Annotated in this window: 15 protein-coding genes and 1 pseudogene; 9 read left to right on the forward strand and 7 right to left on the reverse strand. The window is 67.2% G+C overall.

Features of this window, described 5'->3' with window-relative positions:
- Positions 1-69: 69 nt before the first annotated feature.
- The 6 genes from ABZ855_RS16310 to ABZ855_RS16335 all read left to right on the forward strand — a co-directional run bounded on the left by ABZ855_RS16310 (position 70) and on the right by ABZ855_RS16335 (position 5,575).
- Positions 70-1,476, forward strand: a complete 1,407-nt coding sequence (locus ABZ855_RS16310) for an NAD-dependent succinate-semialdehyde dehydrogenase (protein WP_360807186.1) — start codon at positions 70-72, stop codon at positions 1,474-1,476.
- Positions 1,473-1,856 (forward strand): 4-carboxymuconolactone decarboxylase, encoded by a 384-nt coding sequence (gene pcaC / locus ABZ855_RS16315; RefSeq protein WP_010356369.1) that lies wholly within the window; start codon positions 1,473-1,475, stop codon positions 1,854-1,856. The genes ABZ855_RS16310 and pcaC overlap by 4 nt, the downstream gene beginning before the upstream one ends.
- Positions 1,853-2,761, forward strand: a complete 909-nt coding sequence (locus ABZ855_RS16320) for an NAD(P)-dependent oxidoreductase (protein ID WP_360807188.1) — start codon at positions 1,853-1,855, stop codon at positions 2,759-2,761. The genes pcaC and ABZ855_RS16320 overlap by 4 nt, the downstream gene beginning before the upstream one ends.
- Positions 2,754-3,128 (forward strand): hypothetical protein, encoded by a 375-nt coding sequence (locus ABZ855_RS16325; protein ID WP_010356367.1) that lies wholly within the window; start codon positions 2,754-2,756, stop codon positions 3,126-3,128. Before ABZ855_RS16320 ends, ABZ855_RS16325 begins: the two co-directional genes overlap by 8 nt.
- 3 nt (positions 3,129-3,131) lie before the next feature.
- The gene (locus tag ABZ855_RS16330) at positions 3,132-4,046 is read left to right on the forward strand and encodes an alpha/beta hydrolase (protein WP_360807190.1); all 915 of its coding nucleotides are present in this window, start codon (positions 3,132-3,134) and stop codon (positions 4,044-4,046) included.
- A gap of 158 nt (positions 4,047-4,204) precedes the next feature.
- A complete protein-coding gene (locus ABZ855_RS16335; protein ID WP_360807192.1) occupies positions 4,205-5,575 on the forward strand; it encodes an MFS transporter in 1,371 nt (456 codons plus the stop codon).
- Positions 5,576-5,747: 172 nt separating this feature from the next.
- Here the strand turns inward: ABZ855_RS16335 and ABZ855_RS16340 are convergent, their stop codons facing one another.
- Complete coding sequence (locus ABZ855_RS16340) at positions 5,748-8,162, reverse strand: SpoIIE family protein phosphatase (RefSeq protein WP_360807194.1); 2,415 nt, start codon at positions 8,160-8,162, stop codon at positions 5,748-5,750.
- Positions 8,163-8,362: 200 nt separating this feature from the next.
- Positions 8,363-8,968 carry a TetR/AcrR family transcriptional regulator gene (locus ABZ855_RS16345; RefSeq protein WP_360807324.1) on the reverse strand — a complete coding sequence of 202 codons (606 nt, stop codon included), beginning with the start codon at positions 8,966-8,968 and terminating at the stop codon, positions 8,363-8,365.
- Between the two features lie 243 nt (positions 8,969-9,211).
- Between ABZ855_RS16345 and ABZ855_RS16350 the strand changes: the two genes are divergently transcribed.
- Entirely contained in the window at positions 9,212-10,420 is a 1,209-nt protein-coding gene (locus tag ABZ855_RS16350; protein WP_360807196.1) for an oxygenase MpaB family protein, read from the forward strand.
- A 146-nt stretch (positions 10,421-10,566) separates the two neighbouring features.
- Positions 10,567-12,078 (forward strand): MFS transporter, encoded by a 1,512-nt coding sequence (locus tag ABZ855_RS16355; protein ID WP_360807198.1) that lies wholly within the window; start codon positions 10,567-10,569, stop codon positions 12,076-12,078.
- Between the two features lie 325 nt (positions 12,079-12,403).
- Here ABZ855_RS16355 and ABZ855_RS16360 read toward each other — a convergent pair whose 3' ends face one another.
- From ABZ855_RS16360 to ABZ855_RS16375, 4 genes and pseudogenes are all read right to left on the reverse strand, one after another.
- A complete protein-coding gene (locus ABZ855_RS16360) occupies positions 12,404-13,894 on the reverse strand; it encodes a UvrD-helicase domain-containing protein (protein WP_360807201.1) in 1,491 nt (496 codons plus the stop codon).
- 24 nt (positions 13,895-13,918) lie between these two features.
- Complete coding sequence (locus tag ABZ855_RS16365) at positions 13,919-14,449, reverse strand: hypothetical protein (RefSeq protein WP_360807203.1); 531 nt, start codon at positions 14,447-14,449, stop codon at positions 13,919-13,921.
- Complete coding sequence (locus ABZ855_RS16370; RefSeq protein ID WP_360807205.1) at positions 14,449-15,333, reverse strand: DUF6083 domain-containing protein; 885 nt, start codon at positions 15,331-15,333, stop codon at positions 14,449-14,451. The genes ABZ855_RS16365 and ABZ855_RS16370 overlap by 1 nt, the downstream gene beginning before the upstream one ends.
- Before the next feature lie 165 nt (positions 15,334-15,498).
- Positions 15,499-15,752, reverse strand: a pseudogene (locus tag ABZ855_RS16375) (helix-turn-helix transcriptional regulator).
- Positions 15,753-16,370: 618 nt separating this feature from the next.
- On the opposite strand from ABZ855_RS16375, the gene ABZ855_RS16380 reads away from it, so the two are divergent.
- On the forward strand, positions 16,371-16,976 hold the full coding sequence (locus ABZ855_RS16380) for a hypothetical protein (protein WP_360807207.1): 606 nt from the start codon (positions 16,371-16,373) through the stop codon (positions 16,974-16,976).
- Positions 16,977-17,120: 144 nt separating this feature from the next.
- On the opposite strand, the gene ABZ855_RS16385 is transcribed toward ABZ855_RS16380, so the two are convergent.
- On the reverse strand, positions 17,121-18,275 hold the full coding sequence (locus ABZ855_RS16385) for a hypothetical protein (RefSeq protein WP_360807209.1): 1,155 nt from the start codon (positions 18,273-18,275) through the stop codon (positions 17,121-17,123).
- Between the last annotated feature and the right edge of the window lie 229 nt (positions 18,276-18,504).

The raw sequence follows: 18,504 nt of genomic DNA on the forward strand, positions 1-18,504 counted from the left end.
ACTGCACTGCGCGGAGCTGTCCTCCCACTTTGTGCTCTTTTCCCCACCCGGCTCCGAGAGGACCAGATCGTGACTCTGCAAGCACCCGCGGCCGCGAGGTCGGTCAACCCCGCCACGGGAGAGGTGATCGACACCTACCCGTTCGTCGGTGGTGACGAACTGGACGCCGTCCTTCGCCGTGCCCGGCAAGGCTTCGCACAGTGGAGCCAGAGCAGTCCCGGGGTCCGGTGCGCCGCTCTGGCCCGCATGGCCCGGCTGCTGCTGCGGGATGTGGAGGAACTGGGCGCGCTGATCACCGCCGAAATGGGCAAGCCCATCACGCAGTCGCGTGCCGAAGTGGAGAAAGCGGCCTGGGTGGCGTCCTGGTACGCCGACAACGGCGCGAAAATGATCGCCGACGCTCCCACCTCGATCGGGCCCGCGGCTCATGTGGCCTACCGTCCACTGGGACCCGTGCTGGCTGTGGAGCCGTGGAACTTTCCTGTCTGGCAGGTGATGCGCGGGGCGATCCCGATCCTGCTGGGCGGCAACGCCTACGTCCTCAAGCCCGCCCCTAACGTGGTCGGCTGTGCTCTGGCCGTCGAACGGTTGTGGCGGGAGGCCGGAGTTCCGGAGGGGACGTTCAGCGTCCTCAATGCCGACAACGACGTGGTCTCCCAGGCCATCGCTCATCCGGCCGTTGCGGGTGTGACGGTCACGGGCAGTGTTCGTGCGGGCTCGGCCATCGCCGCCCAGGCCGGGCGGGCCATCAAGCGCAGTGTGCTGGAACTGGGGGGCTCGGACGCCTTCATCGTTCTCGGCGACGCGGACCTGGACGCGGCCGTGGAGGCGGCGATCCACGGCCGGTTCCAGAACAGTGGACAGATCTGCATCGCGGCCAAGCGCATCATCCTCGACCAGGCCATCGCGGACACGTTCACCGAGCGGTTCGTGGCCGAGGTGCGCAAGCTGACGGTGGGCGACCCCACCCAGGAATCGACCTACATCGGGCCCATCGCCCGCGACGACATCCGCCAGGAGATTCACCGCCAGGTCGAGCGCACCGTCGCCGAGGGCGCCCGGCTTCTGACGGGAGGGAGTCCGATCGAAGGACCGGGCAGCTTCTTCCAGCCGACCGTGCTCGCCGATGTCACACCGGCCATGACGTCCTTCCGTGAGGAGATCTTCGGCCCTGTCGCCTCTCTGGTGGTGGCCGAGGACCTCGAGGACGCCCTCGCGATGGCCAACGACTCCCAGTTCGGCCTGAGCGCCAGCCTGTGGACCGGCGATGCGGACCTCGCTTCCCGCGTGGCCCAGCGTCTGGAGGTGGGCGGGGTGTTCATCAACGGCATAGCGGTCTCCGACCCCCGTATCCCCATCGGTGGAGTGAAGAACAGCGGCTACGGCCGCGAACTGTCCCACTTCGGGGTCCACGAGTTCACCAACATCCAAGCCGTGTGGAACTGCACACCAGGTTTCGAAGGAGCAACACGTTGAACAAGGAACTGTTCGAGAAGGGCCTGGCCACCCGCCGTGAGGTACTCGGCGACGCCTACGTCCAACGCAGCCTCGACGGTGCCGATGACTTCTCGATGCCGATTCAGGAAGTGGTCACCCAGTACTGCTGGGGCGATGTGTGGGACCGCCCGGGTCTCGATCGATCTCAGCGCAGCCTCATCAACCTGGCCATGATCAGCGCCCTGAACCGCCCGCACGAGCTGAAAGTGCATGTGCGCGGCGCGGTCCGCAACGGGGTGACCAAGGAGCAGATCCAGGAGGTCTTCCTCCAGGTCGCGGTCTACTGCGGTGCCCCCGCCGCCCTCGAAAGCTTCCGGCTGGCACGGGAGGTCTTCGCCGAAATGGAGGCCGAGGCATGACGACCATCGGGTTCATCGGCCTGGGCAACATGGGTTTCCCCATGGCTCAGCGCCTCGTCCAGGCCGGACACAGTCTGATCGTCCACGACCGGAGCACCGAAGTCGTGGAGAAGTTCCTGGCCGCCCACCCCACTGCCGCCGCGGCCGGGACCGTCGCCTGGCAACGCGCGGACGTCATCATCACGATGCTGCCGACCTCCGCCATCGTCCAGACCGCTCTGCTCACCGAACAGGTCGTGGCGACGGCCTCACTGAACACCCTGTTCATCGACATGTCCTCGGCCGAACCCAGCCGCTCTCAGCAGTTGGCGGTCACCCTGGAGGAGAAGGGTATGCGCTATGTCGATGCCCCGGTCTCCGGGGGAGTGCGAGGAGCACTCAACGGCCGGCTGGCCATCATGGCCGGCGGAACCGCCGCCGACGTGCATGAGGCGAAGCCGCTGTTCGAGGTGATGGGCAAGTCCCTCATTCACGTCGGGGGACCCGGCTCCGGGCACGCGGCCAAGGCTCTGAACAATCTCGTCTCGGCCGCGTCGGTGGCCGTCACAGTCGAGGCGCTTCACATCGGGCAACGGTTCGGAATCGAACCACAGACCCTGACCGACGTGCTGAACGCCTCCTCCGGGCGCAGCAACACCTCGGAGAACAAGGTGGCCCAGTTCATGCTCTCGGGCAGCTTCGGTTCCGGATTCCCCGTCGGACTGATGACCAAGGACGTGGACATAGCCATCGCCCTGTCCGAGGAACTGGGCGTCGACGCGGAGCTCAGTCACCACTGCGCCGATGTGTGGCACAAGGCCGTCGACAACGGCTTCGCCGCCGAGGACCACACGAGGATGTACGAGCTCCTCGACCGCCCTGACAACACCCTCCGTACTACACAGGAAGGACGCGCCCATGCGTGACTTCGCTGCTGTGCTGAAGCAGGCCAACGAGGACTTCGAGTTCTCCCGGGAGATGCGCTACTACACCGGCAAGCTCCATGTGACCATCGGCGACCAGGCGTGGCTGGGCGTCTATGACGACGGCCGCCTCCTGTCGGTGGACCCGAGCGACATCGATCCCAAGGATGCGGCGATCGCCGTGTCCGGCACCCGCGAGCAGTGGGAGGAGATGACCGCCGAGCACCCGCGGCCGTTCTTCCAGTCGCTGCAGAGTTCGTCCATCAAGCATGGCGTGCAGCTGAGCAACACGGAGCAGCTCTACGCATATCTGCCGGCCCTGAACCGGCTGATGCAGATCTTCCGCCGGCTCAACGCACAGGGAGCGTGAACCATGGCCAGGCATGAACCGATCACCGGACGCTACGTCCACCTGACCGTGGAAGACGTCGAGTACCGCGTCTACTACGAGGAGGCCGGTCAGGGCATCCCTCTGATCGTGGGGCACACCGCCGGCTCGGACGGGCGTCAGTACCGGCACCTGCTCAATGATCCGGAGGTCACCGACCGCTATCGCGTCATCGCATTCGACCTGCCATATCACGGCAAGTCCCTGCCGCCGCACGGAGTCTCGTGGTGGACGCAGGAGTACCAGATGACCAAGGCGCGCATGATGGCGTTCCCCAACGCGCTGTCCGAGGCCCTGGAGCTGGACCGGCCGGTCTACATGGGCAGTTCCATGGGCGGGCATCTTGCCATCGACCTGGCTTCCAACTGTCCCGACAGCTACCGGGCGACCATCGCTGTGGAAGGGGCCTTGCGCTCAGCCGCCGAGTACGTGGACGTGGGTATGGCCGGGATCCGCCGGGAGTTCGACAACCCCAACGTGTCCCGCACCTCCACCGGGGCCGCGATGCTGCTGAACATCTCCCCGTACAGCCCCGAGGAGAACGTCCGGGAGCTCCAGTGGGAGTACCAGTGCGGCGGACCGGGCGTGTTCGCGGGCGACCTCTATTACTACTACTACGACCACAACGTCTCCCCCGAGGAGGCGCGGGCCATCGACACCGACAAGTGCATGCTGTACCTGCTCACCGGTGAGTACGACCCGAACACCTCGCCGGCCGACACCAAGGAACTGGCCGACCTCGTGCCCGGGTGCAAGTACTGGGAGATGCCCAAGCTCGGCCACTTCCCGGTGACCGAGAACTACGAGGAGTTCCGCAGGTACCTCCTGCCGATTCTGCTGGAGATCGAGGGTGGCTCCGAGGCACCCGCACCCAGTCGGACCGGCAGCCTGAGCCAGTAGGTCGCAGGCGGAGGCCGGCTGAGCAACCGGCCTCCGGTCCCCTTTCCCTTGCAGGCGCATGAGGCGCATCGCCCTCATGTCGCATGCGCACACACCCTCCGTTCGCGACTCTCGGTAATCGATCAACAGCGAACGGTAGCCATCCTGGAGGTGGGTCGATGACGATCCAGAGCGAGAACACCTGGCGGCCTCGGCCCGTCACCAATCGACAGATCACATACGCCACTGTGCTGGCCTTCCTGGCCTGGGCGTTCGCTGTCTACGACTTCATTCTCTTCGGCACCCTGCTGCCGGAGATAGGCAAGGACAAGGGCCTGGACTCAGCCGAGCAGGCCACCCTCGTCACCTGGATGTCCATCGGCGCGGTGGCACTCGGCCTGTTGGCCGGGCCGGTCGTCGACAGGTTCGGCCGCAAGGCCGGCGTGGCCGTCACCACCGCCGGAGCCGGCGTAGCCTCGGTTCTCACGGCTCTGGCAGGTGTCGTGCCGGCCTGGGGGCTGGTCGCCATCCGCTCGCTCAGCGGTCTGGGTCTGTCGGAACAGGGTGTCAACGGCGCCTATCTCAGCGAACTCTACGGGGCCTCGGACGATCCGCGGATCAAGAAGCGTCAGGGCTTCATCTACTCGCTGGTGCAGGGCGGTTGGCCGATCGGAGCGATCCTGGCCGCCGCACTGACGGCAGTGATGCTGCCGATCACCGGCTGGGTCGGGTGTTTTCTCTTCGCCGCTGTCCCGTCACTGGTCGTCGCGCTCCTCGCACGCAAGCTGCGTGAGTCCCCGCAGTTCGAGACCGTGCAGAAGCTGCGGCAACTTCAGTCCCGCGGCGCACGCCGAGAAGCCGAACAGCTCGCGGCCGCCCTGGGCGTCGACGAGTCCGAGACCCGTAGCACCTTGGCCGACATCTTCCGCGGCAGGGGCCTGCGAACCACGCTCTCCCTGGGGCTCGGACACATCCTCAACTACTTCCCCGTGCAGGTCTTCAGCGTCCTGGGCACCACCGTACTCATCAACGTGCACCATGTGTCGTTCACGAACTCGCTGGTCATCCTGCTGCTGTCCAACGTCATCGCCTACTTGGGCTATCTCACTCACGGATTCCTCGGGGACCGGTTCGGCAGGCGCAACGTCATTGCCGCCGGCTGGATCACCGGAGGTCTCGTCTTCACCGCGATGATCTACGGGCCCAGCAACTTCTGGACCGTCGTCGCGCTCTACAGCATCGGGACCTTCTTCCTGATCGGTCCCTACTCGTGCGTCCTGTTCTTCGTCGGCGAAAGCTACGAGACGCGTATCCGAGGCCGCGGCGCCGCCTTCGTCGCGGCGGTGGGTCCGATCGGGGCGATCCTCTCCTCTGCCCTGGCAGCCACTCTGCTGAGCAACCACGGCACCTGGGCCACCGCTGCGTTTCTCTTCGGCGCGGTCCCCTGCACGCTGTCAGGCCTGGCGGTCCTGTTCTCGCGGAAGCGGCAGAGCGTCGCCGCGCCGGTACATGTCGGCCGCCACGCTCGGAAGACTGAGCCGGCCATCTGACGTCGCGCCCCTGCCCGCCCCCTGCCTCGCCCTTGCGTTCGAGGGCCGCCCTCTGGGGGGCGGGTTCCCGCTCCTCCAGCAGGCTCACGCGACGCGACCCCGGCGGGGCGTTCCTGCCTCGCCGGGGTGGGGTGCACCTCCGCCCGAGCCGCTGAGATCAGTCGTCAGAGGGTTACTGGCTGAGCGATAGTTCGGCCCAGATGGTCTTGCCCCTGTGTGTATGGCGTGTGCCCCAGCGTTGTGCCATCTGGGCGACCATGAGCAGGCCGCGTCCGCCCTCGTCGAAGGCGCGGGCGTGTCTGAGATGGGGAGCGGTGCTGCTCCCGTCGGTGACTTCGATGACGAGTGCGCTGTCACGGATGAGCCGAAGCCGGATGGGAGGGGCGCCGTAGCGGATGGCATTGGTGACCAGTTCGCTGACTACGAGCTCGGTGGTGAACTCGAGATCGCTCAGTCGCCAGGCGGTGAGTTGCCGGCGCGCGTCAGCACGCGTGGGAGCCACGGCCACCGGGTCGCTCGGCAGGTCCCAGGTGGCGACGTGGTCGCCGTCGAAGGCCCGGGTGCGGGCAAGGAGCAGGGCGACATCGTCGTCGGGGGCCTTGGGGACGAGTGCATCCATGATGGCGTCGCACTTGGATTCCAGCGAGCGGTGCGAAGCTCCCAGGGCCTCGCGCAGCGTATCCAGGCCGACGGAGATGTCATGGGCTCGGGATTCGATGAGGCCGTCGGTGTACAGGGCGAGGAGACTGCCGGCCGGCAGGTCGAATTCGGCGCACTCGAAGGGCAGGCTGCCCAAGCCGAGGGGCGGCCCGGCCGGTATCTCGGGAAAATCGACCGTATCGTCCGGGAGCACGATGGCAGGCAGGGGGTGTCCGGCACGGGCGATGCTGCAGTGCAGCGAGACGGGGTCGTACACGGCGTACATGCAGGTCGCACCGACGTCACCGTCGATTCCCTGGCCGCTCACGCCGTCGGAATCGACGGACAGGCGGATCACCAGATCGTCGAGGCGGGTGAGCAGCTCATCCGGGCTGAGGTCCACATCGGCGAGTGTGCGTACAGCGGCCCGCAGGCGTCCCATCGTGGCGGAGGCCTGGAGCCCGTGCCCGACGACGTCACCGACGACGAGGGCGACCCGCGCGCCGGAGAGAGGAATGACGTCGAACCAGTCGCCGCCCACGCCCAGGGGGGAGTCTGCGGGCAGGTAGCGGGAGGCGAATTCCACAGCGGGTTGTTCTCGAAGCCGCTGGGGCAGCAGGTTGTGCTGGAGTGTCAGGGCGGTGGCGTGCTCGCGGGTATAGCGGAGGGCATTGTCTATGGACACCGCCGCTCTTGCGGCGAGCTCTTCCACAAGGACCGCGTCGTCCCTGTCGAAGGGATGCTCAGGGTGGAGGCGACGTAGCAGGGAGAGGACACCCAGCGTCGTACCACGAGAACGCAGCGGTACCGCCAGCGTCGAATGGAACCCGAACTCGTGCACACGGGCCCTGCGAACGCTGTCGTTCGCGAGCCACCGTTCCCATGCGGGGTCTCCAGCTCTCGCCAGAATCGCTTCTCCCGTGGCCAGACAGCGTGTGTAGGGCGAGTCCGCCGTCTGAGCGGTGGACTCGCCGACGGCGACTACCGCCTCCGGAGAGCCCGCAGTGGCCGAGCATTGCGCGACACGGCGCAGCGCGAGCGGCGAGTGGTCGTGCCTCAGAGCGGGATCCGTCCCTTGGAGCACCGAATCGAGGAGATCGACGGTGACGAAGTCCGCTAGTTGTGGCGTGATCGTCTCGGCGAGTTCTTGAGCGGTCTGCGACACGTCCAGGCTGGTGCCGATACGGGTGGCCGCATCGTTCAGCAGAGACCACCGCCGACGGCCCCAGTATTGTTCGCTGCTCTCGTAGGTTGTGACGATCGCACCGCACAGGCGCCCCGAAGCATCCCTGACGGGCCCTATCTCATGCGCCCAGGGGCGCTCGTGAATCACGCCCGGCACGCTGTAGTAGCCCTCGTAGTGCACCGGCTCCCCGGTCTCGATCACTTGACGCAGATGTCGCTGGAATGCCGCGTAGACCGGCGCCGAGAAGACATCGGAGACCGGACGACCCCGCAGCTCTTCCTCCGTGGCGGCGAACCGGCGGGCGGCGGCAGCATTGACCCGTGCGAAACGTAGTTCCGTGTCGTAGATCACCTGGACGACCGGGCACTGGGTGAAAGCCTGGTCTGCGAGAGACTGGCCGCCTTCCGACCTCGTCGGCTCACCGGGCCGGGCCATCGTCAGAACCCAGCGAAGCTCCCCTCTCCCCGACGGCATCGGCTGCGCCCGAAGTACCAGCTCCAGGGCCTGTCCGTCGTTACGCAGAAACGCGAGCCGACCACTCCAACTCGCCTGACGCGCAAGCACTCGCTGCAAGGTCGCGGCGTCGTCCCGGGACAGCAGGTCCTGCACCGGGTGCCCTTCGATCTCGGTACGAGAGAGGCCGAGCGGCTCACGGGTCTCCGGACCCCAGCCGATCACCACTCCTTCGGCGTCCGTCAGCGCCACAGCCGCGTATGACATATCAGCGGCTGCACCCCAAGGAGCCGTGCCGAAATCCTCCATCGCAAAGCCAGTCTCCCACCGATGCGGGCATTCAGCAGCGGTGAGAATTTCGATGTCAGAGGGGCGTCCTGTTCCTAGTGATGTGGCCGGCCCGCGGGATAACACCTGGTCGCCGCATATCCCTGCACGGCGGTGCCGACCGGTCGCGGCCGGCACGGATACGAACGCCCCCTGAGCGGTCTCACGCCGCGGCGTCGGTCTCAGCGGCGACCATCCGCTCCCGTCGCGAGCATGCCGTTGACCACGAGCGTCGCCAGTGCGTCCGCCGTGGCGGTCAGCTGCTGCGGCGAGGACGGCACGGGTCGGCCCAGGCGGCGAGCCAGGGGCACGTCCACCATGCCCGAGACAGGCGGGATGACGGCGAAGAAGAGCACGTCCAACGGGATCGGCGCCATGCGCCCGGAGGCGACGAGCCGGTCGATACAGTCCGTGATGGTCTGCAGGACCGGACCGATGTAGTGCGCGTACAGGTAGTCCAGCCGCTCCGTGTCCCGGTTGAGCTCGTCGACGAACAGCCGTCCGACGAGGGGCGCGTCCGCCGCCGTTCGGTAGAAGGTGCTGATGATCTGCCGCAACTGCTCGGCATCGTCCAGCGAGGGGTCCACCTGCGGCATACCGGCCAGCTGTGCCCCGAGGGAGAATTCCACCACCGCCCGCCAGAACGCGGCCTTGGACCCGTACCGGTCGTTGATGAAGTTGTGGCTGACGCCCAAGCGGCGGGCCAACTCTCTCGCCGATGCGTGGTCGTACCCCAGTTCCGCGAAGGCTTCGAGCCCGCGCCGCAGGATGCTCTCCTCCCCCGGCACCGCGGGAGTGTCCGCGCCGGGGCGCCCCGGCCGACGAGCCGATTCGGCGCTTGCTCCCATTTCCTGCCTCCATGCCTGACTATTCGTGCCCGCGCAGCGCGCACCCTGTGCTGCCGCGCGGCGGCCTGATGGACCAGGAACAGCTTACTTGACACATGTCAGATTGAAGATAATCTGACATGTGTCAGGCGACCTTCCCCCATGATCGTCGGTCCGCCTCGCCCTCTCGGAAGTGAGAGCCACATGACTGAGAACCAAGCACCCCGCGAAGCCCCCGAGCGAGTGATCGACCTGGAAGCCGCGCGACAGCGGCACACCTCACAGACCCAACACCTCGTCGTCCTGCTCACCGCCGGGGATCTGCTCGCCGACGCCGCCATCGCCGAACTGGACCTCCACGGCACGCCGGCGCGACAGGCCCTCGACATGGGCCTCAAGGAAGGGTTGGCGAGCCTCGGCGAACGCTCCTTCACAGCCATCACCGCGCTGCTGAAGGACCTGGAGGCCACTCCGTCCTGGGTCACCCCTTCGACGCTCCACCGCGGCGATGTCGTGAGCCAGTCCGTGCCACCCATATGGTCCGGGCTCTGCTCGATCACCAGCGCGCTGGCCCACACCTACGCCTCCCCGACCGTCGCGCGGCTCCTGGCCGGGCGCGGCACACCCACTGCCACGGCTTCGCGCAACCTCGTGGAGACTGCGGTGTGGGCCCGTCAGATCGTCCAACCGGGCGGGCTGCTGCGCGGAGGGCAGGGGTACGTGGCCGCCGCCGAGCTTCGACTGCGCCATGCCCGTATGCGTGCCAAGTCTCTCGCGGACTGGGACGCGGGCGCCCCCGGCCTGCCGATCGGTCAGTTCGACATGGCCCGTACCTGGCTCGGCTTCACCCTGATCTCCTACCGAGCCCTGGCCGCCGTCGGCATCGAGATCAGCCCCGAGGAAGAGCGCCACCTCTACCGGTACTGGTCGTACGTGGCCCACCTGCTGGGACTCGACGAACGCCTCCACCAGGACGTCGCCGACCACGCCGGAGCCCGCCGGTTGCAGGACCTGCTGGACTCCGTGACACCGTCGCCGGACGAGAACTCACGCACCCTGACGATCGCGATGGTCGAGATTCAGGCTCACGCCATGGCCCGCGCGCCGGGAATGGCCCTCTCCAAGGAACAACTCAGCACGCTGATGCACACAGTGCTGCGGCAGACCTTCGGAGAACCGGCGTCAAATCGTATGGGCCTTCCTGCCTCGGCCACGCCGGATCTCATGCCGCTGATCGGCACTCTCGACCGGCAGGCCCGGGGCTGGCAGACCTTCTCCCCCGCCTCGCCGCGAGAAGTCCACCTCCGGGCACTCAAGGACTCCGGTCCGGGCGTGGTCCCACGTGTCCCGCGCCGTGGCACACGTCGTCGACAGAACTCAGGAGCGGGTCTCCCGAGGTTCCCGGCTGCCTGATTCTCCCGCCTCCAGTTCGCGCGGAGCACCGGCCGTCTCACCGGCTGCCGTGCACCGCCCCGAACCACATGACGAGCTCCGACGACGCAGCCGTCCCGCACCGCGCCACCACTATTTGCACTCCTCGATTCGTCTGGAGCCCCGCCATGCCCAAAACCACCACCGACGCCCGTGAGGGCGCGGCCAACGTGTCCCCACTCCCTGCGGCCGAGTCACCGCCCCACCATCGCTGGTGGATCCTCGCCATCATCGGTGTGGCTCAGCTCATGGTCGTCCTGGACGCCACCATCGTGAACATCGCCCTGCCCTCCGCACAGAAGGACCTGGGTTTCTCCGACGGTGACCGGCAGTGGGTCGTCACCGCGTACGCCCTCGCCTTCGGCAGTCTGCTACTACTCGGCGGACGCATAGCGGACCTGTTCGGCCGCAAGATGACCTTCCTCATCGGCCTGGTCGGCTTCGCCGGCATGTCCGCCCTGGGCGGTGCCGCCACCAGCTTCGAGATGCTCGTCGTCGCCCGTGCCGGGCAGGGCCTGTTCGGCGCCCTGCTCGCCCCCGCCGCCCTGTCACTGCTGACCACGACCTTCACCGACCCAAAGGAACGTGCCACGGCCTTCGGTGTCTTCGGCGCCATCGCCGGCGCCGGCGGCGCCATCGGCCTGCTCCTCGGCGGTCTGCTCACCGAGTACTTCGACTGGCGCTGGACCCTCTACGTCAACCTCGCCTTCGCGGCCGTCGCCTTCATCGGCGGCATGATGCTGCTGCGCCGCACCGCACGCAGCAAGACCACCTCCCTCGACGTCCCGGGAGCCGTTCTCGTCGGCGCCGGCCTCTTCAGTCTGGTCTACGGCTTCTCCAACGCCGAGTCCCACGACTGGAGCTCCCCGCAGACCTGGGGTTTCCTCATCGCCGGAGCCGTACTGCTCGCCGTGTTCACGTGGTGGCAGACCCGGTCCTCCCACCCCCTACTCCCTCTGCGCATCCTGCTCGACCGCAACCGCGGCGCCTCCTTCGTCGCCGTCATGATCAGCGGTGCCGGTATGTTCGGCGTCTTCCTCTTCCTCACCTACTACCTGCAGCAGAGCCTCGGTTACACGCCCGTCAAGACCGGCCTGGCCTTCCTGCCCATGGTCGCCGCGCTCATGGTTGCCTCCACCCTCGCCACCAGCGTGCTCGTCCCCCGCATCGGCCCCAAGCCGGTGGTCCCGCTCGGTATGGGCCTGGCCGCCGCCGGTATGGCCTGGCTCACCGCTCTCGGCCTCGACAGCAGCTACACCGCCGACGTCATGCCGCCGCTCATCGTCGCGGGCCTCGGCCTCGGCCTGGTGATCGCCCCGGCCATGAGCCTGGCCGTCGCCGGCGTGGACACGGAGGACGCCGGTGTCGCCTCCGCAACCGTCAACGCCATGCAGCAGGTCGGCGGTTCGATCGGTACGGCCCTGCTCAACACCCTGGCCACCAGCGCCGCCGCCGACTACATGATCGGTCGCGACCCCAAGGACCCGCTGGTCCAGGCGCACGCCAGCCTTGAGGCCTACTCCACCGCGTACTGGTGGTCGGCCGTCTTCTTCGCCGCCGGCCTGGTCGTCAGCGTCGTCCTCTACCGACGCGGAGTACCCGAGCAGGACCCCGATGCAGCACCCGTCGTCCACATGTGAGAACCGGCAAAGGACGGCCCGCGAGGAACTCCTCGCGGGCCGTTCCGCATAACTGGGAGACCGCCACCGAACCGCCTTTGACACCTGGAATGCCTGGATGAGCGGCATGGACGGCATGGACGGCAGACAGAAACGGCGATACCTGTCGCACGAATTCGACCCGAATGCGATCCCCAAGGGTTTATTTACTGGAAAACATGGGCTCTGAACTTCGGAAATACGAAGCGCCAGAAGAGTCGGGCTGTACCAGGGTTCTGCACGCAGACGGACTTCTGCTTGCTCGTGGCGACGCCAGCCACGTGGGACTCTGAAGCTGAATTATGGGTCAGTCATGTGCGTCGATTTGTCGGGCGCAATCGACAGGAGCTGGTTGGTTCTCGATCCATGCGAGTCCTCCGAGGTCCAGTTGGTGGCGGGCGCGAGTGACGGCGACGTAGGCGAGACGGGCGCCCGTCTCACTCACAGTCTCAGGGATCGGCCGGCCGTTGCCGTCCACCTGGTCGCTGTCCGGTGGCGGGGGAAAGTCGTCGGCGATTCTGATCCCGAGCCACTCCCGGCCTTTTGCCTTGTGAGCGGTGGATACCGTGACCTCGGCTTTGTCTTCGTCGGTCAGTGCGTCGACGGCGGCGATGACGGCTTCGGGCCCGTGGGTATCGACAAGCTCCACGAACGGCTGGAGATCTCGGCCGGCAGGATCGTATTCCGCGTATTCCTGCAACTCACCCCATGAGGCGAAGAGAACCAGTTCGGGGTGGGATGTGCGTCGGCCGTCCTTGAGGTCCTGCGCGGCGCGTGCCAGTGCGGTGAGCGTCTGTCCGCCTCGGGTGAGCGCCACCCGACGACCCTCCTCCAGCAGTGTCATGACCTCGGTCATGGCCCCGATGTTGGTGCGGCACAGCACCGCGTCCGGACAGGTGACCGGGCCGACCTTCGTTGGAATGGCGTCGGAACCAGTCAGCCGGATCGGCGCGTCGGTGAACGCGAGCCACCTGTTGGCTTGTTCGGCGAGGAGCGGGCCGAAGCGGAAGGAGCGGGTCAAGGTGAGGTGGGTGGCGTCGAAGCCTGTCATCACGTCGTGGGCCCCGCGCCACCCGTAGATGGCTTGGGCGGAGTCGCCGACCATGACCAGTTGGGCGTGGCCGCGTTGGGCTGCGAAGACCCGCTCCAGGACGGGGTTAGTGTCCTGGGCCTCGTCGAGGAGGAGGAAGTCGGCCTCGATCTTCGGCTCGGTCAGGGCCCACATCTTCAGGTAGTGGTCGTGGTCGAACCGGACTACGCCGTCATCGGCATTCTGTAGATCGTTCCATGCCTTTCCTGCGAACGGCATGACGGCTTCGGCGAGTTGGGCACGCTCTTTCAGTGTGCCCAACCTGCGCAGAGCCGGCACGTGGTGGGGGGCCAGGGTCCTGTCGGCGGACTGGCAGAAGCGGGTGACCGTACGCAACACCGTGTGGGACAGGGTCCGATGGCTGATCTCGTGATCACCGATACGGACGAGGGATCTGATGCCCAGGGCGTGCCCGATCCGCCAGGCAGGCTGGCGCGGACTGTTGAGCCGGCGAGTGAACCGGTGACCGACGGCTGCGAAGGCCGTGGCGTGAGCGGTCCTGCACTGCACCGAGCGCGGAAACCGTGTGGCGGCGTCGTCGGCGATGTCCTTGTTGAAGGCGAGATAGCGGCCTCGGCGTCGAGTGTTCGCAGCCAGCAGAGCCAGCGTGCTGGTCTTGCCTGTGCCGGCGCCGGCCTGCAGCACCATGTGGTGGCCGTCCCGGAAAGCGTCGACGGCGTGGGTCTGTTCGTCGGTGGGGGTGTGCAACAGGGGCTCCGCGGTGGAGAAGGGTCAAGGGGTCGTGTGTACGGTGCTTCGCCTCAGGTCGTCCGCTTCGGGCGAGGAACCCGTTGGTTGGCGCCGGCGGTCGAGCAGGACGCGTGCCGCACACGCGAGTAGGGCTTCAGGCGTGTGATCGACGAGAAGGTCCTGGAGCTGTCTGGTCAAGTGGCGGGTGCGAGCTTGCTCGGCCCCTTCAAGTGCTCCTACGACGGCCTGGGCGAGGAAGTCCGCGGGCTTCCGTCCCCGAGCTGTCGCGGCCTGGCAGATCGTGGAGTGCATGGTGCGGGTGAAGGCGACGTTGAGAAGGACCTGACCTGATGCGTCGGGGTAGTGGGTCGTCAGGACGTCGATGGGCAGGAGCCGGTCGAGTTCGTGGCGGAGGGACCGCAGCGCGTGTCGTGATGACTTTGCCCCGCGCACGGCCATCAGGCGGGTGCGGTCCGCGTTCGCGGCGAGCGGCACTCGGCGGCAGGCTCTGTGCAGCTCTGCTCGGGTGACCGGCCTGGTCAGGATGATTTCTACGGCGTGCCGTCTTCTCATCACCGGACCGCCTTCTGCGCCCCGCCGCCCGGCTGCGGTCGGCGGCTGTGGGTGGGGAGACGTCGGTGTACGTACGTGTGGTGGACGAGCGGGTCGAAGGGTTCCCAGTCCGTCAGTGCCAGATCTGCGGCTGTTGGGGTGGCCGCGTGCTGGGGGCAGCGCTGTGTTCGCCAGCGGAGCTGTTCGGCGTACGGCAGGGAGCTCAGGTCGTACAGGGCCATCATCTCGGCAGGCAGAGCCAGTTGCCCCTGGGTGGCCGTTGCGGGAACCAGTTTCCAGACGCCCGCTGGGCCGTCGGAGGCGAGCATCCCGGCGGTGCAACGGACGCGGCGCCGTGTCTGGGCCACGCACTGGATCTCATCCAGAGGGCGCGCGGCGAGGTAGCGGACGTACAGGATTTGGACGACGGGTCTGGCGGGCCGGCAAGGGCCCTCCGGCTGTCGGGCCGCAGGACCCGTCGGTGCTGCCGCTGGGGTGAACCGTCCGGCGTCCACCATGCGACGCGTATTCACGGCCAACGTCCGGCGGAGTCCCGTCAGTTCGGGGACAGCGGCGGTGTCGATGTCACGGGCCGGGCAGACGCTGGCGTGCGTCAGTCGGCACCATGCGCTGCCGTCTCCTGAGGGATACGCGAGGCCGGAGCTGACGTGCCAGTGGTGGTCGGCGGGCACTGCGGCCGTCGGCAACTCCTGAGGATGCAGGCGGACGGGACGGTCCCGGACTCGCTGATACCACTCGACCTGATTGCCGCATTCACGGCAGCGGTCGCGCTGAGCACAGCGCAGAAGTCTGCTGGGGCTGTCGGGATCGACACACAGCGAGCGTCGCGGGTGGGCCAGGACCGGGCTGCCGTCCCAGCGTCGGGGTACAGGTGAAGGGCGCATGTGCGCGAAGGTGCCAGCTCACACGCCGTAGAGAGACGTCTAGGCTGCGAATGTCCACCGAACAGCCCCACCAAGGCGACAAGCGTTCGGCTTTGCGCCCAGGTGTTCGCACCGAGCTGCCCGATCGACTGAACACCCGCCAGACCCGGACGGCTCGTCAGTCACTCATCGGTCGCGGGGGTTCACGCCCGGGCACAGAGCACCGAAGAGCTCGTCGAGCAAAGTGCCGAGCGCGTGGGCGAGGGCGTGTAATGACTGGACGGTGCCGATCGCACGGCCTTGCTCGATCTCGATGAGCGTCCTCCTGGCCAGGCCACTTCGGGCCGGGAGCTCGTCGTAGGTCCATCCCGCACCGCGCGCAGCCGGGCAGTCTCCAGACGGAGGGCCTCGAAGTCCGAGTCGGACGGGAAGATCGTCACCCACCCCTCGGAAGATGCAGACACCTGCCCTGCCAGTGCATGCCGCTGCCTCATTTCGGCCTGTCAGGGGCGAGGTCGACGGGCAGAGCTCTGCACTAGCGTGTGCGCCCGAGTCCAGTCCGGCAGAGCGCCGGCGCAGCGAACGACGGGAGGAAGACACGCGCCATGAGGCTCTGCTCCGTACGCCCGGGAGTCCGGCGCACCTGGACGGTCGAACTGCGCCCGCAGCCCGGCGGACCGGTACTCGTATGCCAGCAGTGCACCCACAGCGGGCGGCCGCTTGTCGGCTCCGCCGCTCGAGCCGAGCTCTTGGCCCACCTGGCCGCGCACGCCAGTCAGGATCCGCTTGCGGCGCACCTGCGGACCTGTCAGTGCCACGAGCGGGGTTGTCGCCAGCATTCCCGCCACCGTGGGTGCGACGGCCCGATCCGGCTCCTTCTCGTCCGGGAACGAGGCGGACGCCGGTGGCGCCTCTCCGACGCCTGCGCCGCGTGCGCGGCGGCCACCTCCCAGGCCGCCGTCGTCCCCGAATCAATCCTGGCCGCCACGGCTCCACCATCCGGACAACCGCGCGCTCGACGCAGACGATCCCCAAGAGGGCCAGACAGCCAGATTCGGGTGCGCGAGATGCTGAACTATCTCTCCACGGCCCTGCCCGGGGAGACGGGAGCCGGTGCCCGCATGCTCGCCCTTCAGGGCGCACTACGCATGAACGACTCGGCTCAAGTCAGGCTGCCCTACGGCGTGCTGCGCAGTCTTCGCCTCGAATCGGCTGCGGACGTATGGCGCGAGCTCGACAAAACAGGACTGTTGCGTACGCGTACCTGCCCATCCGCCCCTCGTGTGATGGCAGTTCAGGTACTCGACGCGGGTCTGCTCACCCAGCACCCGGCACGGCCCGACCGGCTCCGCGCCGCCGACTGGGCATTGCGCGGCGCCTGCTCCGCTCGTACCTCTACCCCGCTGCTACGACTTGCCGCCCTGTCCTTCGTCGTCCGCACTGCACTCGGAAGTGATCACGGCGTGGCGGAGATGGACCATGTGGCGCGAGAGTGCGGAGTGCCTACCGCCGCTCTTCCCCCGCTACTGGAGCAGTTGGTAGCCGCGGAGGTTCTCATGACCTGGCAAGCGGTACTGGACACGGGACTGGACATAGGAGAGGTGTCATGGAGGCTGGGTCCGAAAGGGTTGCGTCCGCGCTCTGCCATCGAGGACGCCAACTGAACGCCCTGGACGCAACCCCGCCAACGGCGACCTGAAACCAGAGTGAGGAAGTCCGGGACACATCCGTCCGGCGGGCGGGGAGGCCGAACTCGGCTACCTGCTCATTCCGCAGGCGTGGGCCCGCGCCAGGACGGTAGGACAGACTCAGGTCTCGGCGGGAAGGCCCCGGGACGCCGTGAGCTCGTTGGTCAACTCCACCGTGGCCAGGTACCACCAGAAGATCCAGTCGAGGAAGGCTTCGTCGTAGTCGCCGCGCTGGTCGGCCCGGCGGTGACGCAGGTCGAAACGATTGGCGATCTCGAACAGAGCGCCCTCGTCCTTTCCGAGGTGTTCCTTGATCAGAGCGCGGCGCTCCTCCAGGACGCGGGCGAGGTTGAAGATCGCCGACCTCTTGCTCTCGGCTGACGTTCCGCGTCCTCGGAAGAGTGCGATGGCGTGGTGCACGCCGGCGGTGATGTCGGGCGGGCTGTCATGAAGCGCTCGGTGCACGAGTTCGGAGCGGGCATCGTCGGTGACGGCGACGAGGCGGCCGAGGTCCTCTCCCTCTGCGGCCAGCTCGTACTCGATGCCGGCTTCACGCAGCAGCCGATTCGCTCTCCACCGGTACAGGATGCGAGCGGGGCGATTGTCGAACTCCGAGTAGTGCCAGCCACAGTTGTCAAAACTGTGAGGGTGTCGCCGCCGAGGGCGGCTGGCCAGATAGTGGAACACCTCCGTGAGGCCATAGAAGGTGTCAACGTCCCATGTCTGAGGGGCCAGGGGCCACAGGCCGGGAGTTCCGAGCCGGCCCTCGATCACCTCTGAGGCATCGGGCAGGTCAGCGTGGTCGTCAACGCAGTACTGGCCGAACGACTCAACCAGGTATCCGTTCTCGGCGAAGTCCCCGATGAGTCGGGCGAATTCCTGCTGGGCGTCTTGCACTGTCCGGCTGCCGGGAGATACGCCGCTGCCGTGCCGCAGCGGCCAATACGGCCGGGGTACGACCCCGTACCGGAGCTCGGACGCTCGCTTGACGAGCTCCTCGAACCAGTCACACCGATCCTCTACACACGGCACGCTGCGCCAGCGGCCGGTCGTAGTGGCCCACGGATCGTCCGCCGGATCTCTGTGGGCGGGGGTCTCCTCGAAGTCCAAGGCCGCGCCGCCCGCGAGGGCCTCCGTCAGAAGCCACTTTGCCTGCTCCTCCCACGAGGAGCCCGTCACCCGAAGAATCCGCTCCCCTTCGGTGACGAACAGCTCTGTGGGCCAGCGGAGTTCGTAGTTGCTGAAGTCGAAGCTCACCGAAGCATCATCACCCATATTGACGCGCTACGAACATGAGTTACCAGTCCCGTCCTCGTGGTGCCGCACGGCATCGATTTCCAGAAGCTCCCGTACTCTTCGAGAGCCGACACTATTGACCGGCCGGCCGCTTCACTGACACAAACACGGACGCCAGAGAACCAATCCGCTGTACCCTCCGTAAACGGGAGTTCTGCAGCGCAAGCGGCACCTGGTGGCATTGGGGGGCTCGATGCGTCTGTGATCA

This window comes from Streptomyces sp. NPDC047042 (assembly GCF_040644035.1).
Taxonomy (GTDB): domain Bacteria; phylum Actinomycetota; class Actinomycetes; order Streptomycetales; family Streptomycetaceae; genus Streptomyces.

Bases quoted from the DNA above. Each gene is read 5' to 3' on its own strand.
- ABZ855_RS16355 (WP_360807198.1), top strand. From the start codon at position 10,567: ATGCCCAAAACCACCACCGACGCCCGTGAGGGCGCGGCCAACGTGTCC.
- ABZ855_RS16350 (WP_360807196.1), top strand. From the start codon at position 9,212: ATGACTGAGAACCAAGCACCCCGCGAAGCCCCCGAGCGAGTGATCGAC.
- ABZ855_RS16340 (WP_360807194.1), bottom strand. From the start codon at position 8,162: ATGGAGGATTTCGGCACGGCTCCTTGGGGTGCAGCCGCTGATATGTCA.
- ABZ855_RS16330 (WP_360807190.1), top strand. From the start codon at position 3,132: ATGGCCAGGCATGAACCGATCACCGGACGCTACGTCCACCTGACCGTG.
- ABZ855_RS16370 (WP_360807205.1), bottom strand. From the start codon at position 15,333: ATGCGCCCTTCACCTGTACCCCGACGCTGGGACGGCAGCCCGGTCCTG.
- ABZ855_RS16385 (WP_360807209.1), bottom strand. From the start codon at position 18,275: ATGGGTGATGATGCTTCGGTGAGCTTCGACTTCAGCAACTACGAACTC.
- ABZ855_RS16320 (WP_360807188.1), top strand. From the start codon at position 1,853: ATGACGACCATCGGGTTCATCGGCCTGGGCAACATGGGTTTCCCCATG.
- ABZ855_RS16335 (WP_360807192.1), top strand. From the start codon at position 4,205: ATGACGATCCAGAGCGAGAACACCTGGCGGCCTCGGCCCGTCACCAAT.
- ABZ855_RS16325 (WP_010356367.1), top strand. From the start codon at position 2,754: ATGCGTGACTTCGCTGCTGTGCTGAAGCAGGCCAACGAGGACTTCGAG.
- ABZ855_RS16365 (WP_360807203.1), bottom strand. From the start codon at position 14,449: ATGAGAAGACGGCACGCCGTAGAAATCATCCTGACCAGGCCGGTCACC.